This is a genomic window from Ruminococcus sp. (assembly GCF_045129435.1).
Lineage (GTDB): Bacteria > Bacillota > Clostridia > Oscillospirales > Acutalibacteraceae > Ruminococcoides.
Map to the genome: position 1 here is coordinate 1 of NZ_JBGVJL010000050.1, position 4,684 is coordinate 4,684.

Here is a 4,684-nt window from a genome sequence, read left to right on the forward strand (position 1 = left end):
CTACAGGCGTAGGTAAAACCTTGCTTGCACAAACCCTTGCAAAGGCACTTGATGTTCCGTTTGCCATTGCAGATGCCACTACACTTACCGAAGCCGGCTATGTAGGCGAAGATGTTGAGAACATCTTATTAAAGCTTATTCAAGCAGCAGATTTTGACATTGAAAAAGCTGAGCGTGGTATCATCTACATTGATGAAATAGATAAGATTGCCCGTAAGTCTGAAAATCCGTCAATCACTCGTGATGTAAGTGGTGAGGGTGTTCAGCAGGCATTGCTCAAGATTATTGAGGGTACTGTTTCAAATGTACCGCCTCAGGGTGGCAGAAAACATCCACAGCAGGAGTTTTTACAGATTAACACAAAGAATATTCTATTTATTTGTGGCGGTGCTTTTGACGGTCTTGAAAAGATTGTTACTAAGCGTAAGGGTTCATCTGTAATTGGTTTTGAGTCCTTTATTCAGGACAAAAAAGAGCTTGATGAAACCTACTGGATGAAAGATGTTACTGCACATGATCTTGTTAAGTACGGTATAATTCCTGAGCTTATTGGCAGACTTCCTGTTATCACAGCTCTCAGCGGTCTTGATACTGACGCTCTTGTTCAAATCCTTACTGTTCCTAAAAATTCTATTGTTCAACAGTATAAAAAACTTTTTGAACTTGATAATGTTGAGCTTGTGTTTGAAGATGATGCTCTAAAGGCTGTTGCTAAGAAAGCACAGGAGCAGAGAACCGGTGCGAGAGGACTTAGAGGAATCATGGAGGGAATACTTACAAACCTTATGTTTGAAATTCCTTCTGACCCTACTATTGAAAGAGTAACTATTACCGAAAAGGTTGTTACTGAGGGCAGTGAGCCTCAACTCCTGAGAAATGAAGACAAGGCTTCTGTTTCAATAAACTTAAAACAAGATGCAAAGAAGCGTCAAAAACGAAGCACAGCTTCTTAAAGTATTGTAAATAATTAAAGCTGTATTGCCGAAAAAACAATACAGCTTTTTTTGATTAATATAATTGTGAAATTAATTGTGATGGGAGGATAGAAAATGGACGATAGAAACGATGATTTAATACTTTTGCCCGTTCTGCCACTCAGAGGACTTGTTGTTTTCCCAAAAGCTCTCATTCATTTTGATGTTGGAAGAAAAAAGAGTATCAGTGCTATTAATGCTGCTATGAAAAATGATCAGCTTATTTTTCTTGTTACTCAGAAAGACCCGTCTGAAAATGATCCTGATATAACTAAATGCTATACTACAGGTGTAGTTGCTAAGATTGTTCAGGTTATCAAACAGCCTGACAATTCTACCAGAGTCGTGATTGAAGGTAAATTCAGAGCAGGTATTGTTACACCTGTTTTTGATGAGCGTTGCCTTATGGCGGAGGTTGAACCATATCCGGATAAAAAGTTTAAACACACTTCCGAACAGTTTGGCTTAATGCGAGCTGTCAGATTTGAGTTTGAAAACTATGTAAAGGTTGCTCCAAGAGTGCCAAACGATATTATATTTAAGGTTGCTTCTTGTAAAACCTGTGGTGAGCTTGCCGACTACATAGCAGATAACATTGTGCTTGATTTTCAGGCTAAGCAGTCAATTCTCGAAGAGCTTGACCAAACAGAGCGACTTGATATGCTGCTTGACATTCTCATTAATGAAACCTATGTTCTCTCTATAGAAAAGGATATTGTTCAGAAGGCGAGAGATAGAATCGAGGATAATCAGCGTGAATATTTCTTGAGAGAGCAAAAGAAGATTATTGAAGAAGAGCTTGGCGAGGATGATAACCCATCAGCCGAGGCAGAGGCTTATGCCGATAGAATTTATTCTTTGGGACTTGCTGAAGAATCTGAAAATGTACTCATTAAGGAATGTAAAAAGCTTATGCGTATGCCGTATGGCAGTCAGGAAGCCTCAGTAATCAGGACTTATCTTGATACTGTGCTTGATTTGCCTTGGAATACAGCTACTAAGGATAAAATTTCTATTACAAAGCTCAGAAAAGAGCTTGATAAATCACATTTTGGACTTGCGAAAATTAAAGAAAGAATTATTGAACAGTTAGCCGTTGCAAAGCTCAGAGGTTCGCAGGATGGACAGATAATCTGCTTTGCAGGCCCTCCGGGTGTCGGTAAAACATCTATTGCACAATCTATTGCAAAGGCAATCGGCAGAAACAGCCAGAGAATTGCACTTGGCGGTGTGCGTGATGAAGCAGAAATCAGAGGTCACAGAAGAACCTATATTGGTTCAATTCCGGGCAGAATTATGACTGCGATTCAGAATGCAGGCTCAAATAATCCTGTTCTTATTCTTGATGAAATTGATAAGCTTGCAAGCGACTATAAAGGTGACCCTACTTCAGCATTGCTTGAAGTGCTTGATTCCGAGCAGAACAATAAATTTGTTGACCACTATATTGATGTTCCTTTTGATTTGTCAAATGTAATGTTTATTACAACTGCCAATGATGTTTCGCAGATTCCGGCACCATTGCGTGACAGAATGGAAATCATTGAACTTGACAGTTATACAAGAGAGGAAAAATTTAATATTGCCAAAAAGCACCTTGTGCCAAAACAGATTGAGAAATGTGGCTTCACTAATAAAGAGGTGAAATTCACACAGTCTGCGTTATATTTCCTTATTGATTTTTATACAAGAGAAGCCGGTGTGCGTACTATTGAAAGATTAATCGGTAATATTCTTCGTAAATGTGCAGTCAAAAAGCTTGAAGAAGAGCAGGAAACCTTTAAAATTACAGATAAAGATGTCCTCGAAATGCTTGGACATAAGAAATTTACTGCCGATAAATTATCTGCTAAGGATGAAATCGGTACAGTAAACGGACTTGCGTGGACAAGTGTTGGCGGTGAACTTTTACCGATTGAGGTTGCTGTAATGGAAGGTACAGGTAAACTTGAGCTTACAGGTTCACTTGGCGATGTTATGCAGGAGTCTGCTAAGGCTGCTGTTACCTGTATCAGAAGCCATGCAAATTCCCTTGGAATTAATCCACAGTTCTATAAGAACAAAGATATTCATATTCACGCTCCTGAGGGTGCCGTGCCAAAGGACGGCCCGTCTGCAGGTATTACAATGGCAACTGCAATATACTCTGCTTTGTCCGGTAAGCCTGTAAGGCGTGATGTAGCAATGACAGGCGAAATTACTCTCAGAGGTAATGTTATGCCGATAGGCGGTCTTAAAGAGAAAAGTATGGCTGCTTATAAGTCTGGAATTAAGACTGTAATCATTCCAAAGGAAAATGAGGCTGATCTTGAAGATGTAGATCCGGTAGTAAAGGAAAAGATAAACTTTATTCCTGTTACAAGCTTCTCTCAGGTTGTGCCAATCGCCATAGTAGATGTGCCGGTAATTTCGGAAAAGCAATGGAATGAAATACCTGACGCAACTGCTTCAAAATCAGAAAATATCAGACAGTAGAGGTGAGGTAAATGAATTTTAACGAAGTGCAATTTGAATTTGCCGCAGGTACAAAAGAGCAACTTCCAAAGTCTGATATGCCTGAAATTGTTTTTTCAGGTCACTCAAATGTAGGAAAATCATCACTCATAAATAAACTTGTACAGAGAAAGGCTCTTGCAAGAGTCAGTGCTCAGCCGGGTAAAACAGCTACAATTAACTTTTATAAGCTTAAAGAATTTCGTATGGTTGACTTGCCGGGATATGGCTATGCAAAGGTATCTAAAAACGAAAAAAAACGCTGGGCAGAGCTCGTTGAGGGATATTTTGCTGATGAAAGAAACATTAAGCTAATTATTCAGATTCTTGATATGCGTCATCCTCCCACTGATGATGACCTTGAGATGGTGGATTTTCTTTACAGAAGTAATTACCCATTTGCCGTAGTGCTTACAAAGCGTGACAAGCTGAATAAAACTAATCAGAAAAATCAGCTTGAGTATTATCAGGATATTTTCAGCACAATAGAAGATCTCCCGATGATAGAGTTTTCGGCACAGGACGGATATGGCAAAGAGGAAATTAAGGCTCTTATTGAGTCATATATATTGCAGGCTGAATAAAGCCTGATTTAAAAATTTTAATCAGGAGGTATGAGAGAATGTTTGTAAATGATTGTTTAAATGTTAACGAAAAAGGTCATCTTACAATCGGCGGTTGCGACACAGTAGAGCTTGCAAAGGAGTACGGCACACCGCTTTATATTCTTGATGAAAACACAATAAGAACAACTTGCCGTTCTTATGTTGAATCATTCAAAAAGTTTTATAACGGCAACGGTATGCCACTTTATGCAAGCAAGGCACTCAGCTGTAAGGAACTTTGCAGAATTGCTAATGAAGAACATCTCGGACTTGATGTTGTATCAGGTGGCGAGATTTACACAGCTTTGCAGGCAGGTTTTCCAATGGAAAAAACTCATTTTCACGGTAACAATAAGACTGCTGCTGAAATTGAATTTGCACTTAATGCAGGTGTAGGTACATTTGTTGTTGATAATCTTTACGAGCTTGAGCTTTTAAATGAAATTGCCGGTAAGCTTGGTAAAAAGGCTAAGATTTCATTCAGAATCAAACCCGGTGTTGACGCGCACACACATAACTTTATCAGAACAGGTCAGATTGATTCAAAGTTTGGCTTTGCACTTGAAACAGGTGAAGCTTTTGAGGCAGTTAAAAAGGCTCTTGAATATGAGA

4 protein-coding genes are annotated in these 4,684 nt (G+C 39.0%); all 4 read left to right on the forward strand.

What is annotated here, in order from left to right; all coding sequences use genetic code 11:
* A partial coding sequence (gene clpX, locus ACJMMI_RS02515; RefSeq protein ID WP_405353189.1) for an ATP-dependent Clp protease ATP-binding subunit ClpX occupies window positions 1-953 on the forward strand: 953 nt, incomplete at its 5' end.
* A gap of 96 nt (window positions 954-1,049) precedes the next feature.
* Window positions 1,050-3,449: an endopeptidase La gene (lon, locus tag ACJMMI_RS02520; RefSeq protein WP_405353191.1), complete on the forward strand. Its 2,400-nt coding sequence runs from the start codon at window positions 1,050-1,052 to the stop codon at window positions 3,447-3,449.
* Between the two features lie 11 nt (window positions 3,450-3,460).
* Window positions 3,461-4,051, forward strand: a complete 591-nt coding sequence (yihA, locus tag ACJMMI_RS02525; RefSeq protein WP_405353193.1) for a ribosome biogenesis GTP-binding protein YihA/YsxC — start codon at window positions 3,461-3,463, stop codon at window positions 4,049-4,051.
* Window positions 4,052-4,089: 38 nt separating this feature from the next.
* Window positions 4,090-4,684 (forward strand): diaminopimelate decarboxylase family protein (locus tag ACJMMI_RS02530; protein WP_405353195.1); only part of this gene is annotated, 595 nt, incomplete at its 3' end.

What these genes read in the sequence shown, in the direction of transcription:
- lon (WP_405353191.1), top strand. Translation starts at nt 1,050, where the DNA reads ATGGACGATAGAAACGATGATTTAATACTTTTGCCCGTTCTGCCACTC.
- yihA (WP_405353193.1), top strand. Translation starts at nt 3,461, where the DNA reads ATGAATTTTAACGAAGTGCAATTTGAATTTGCCGCAGGTACAAAAGAG.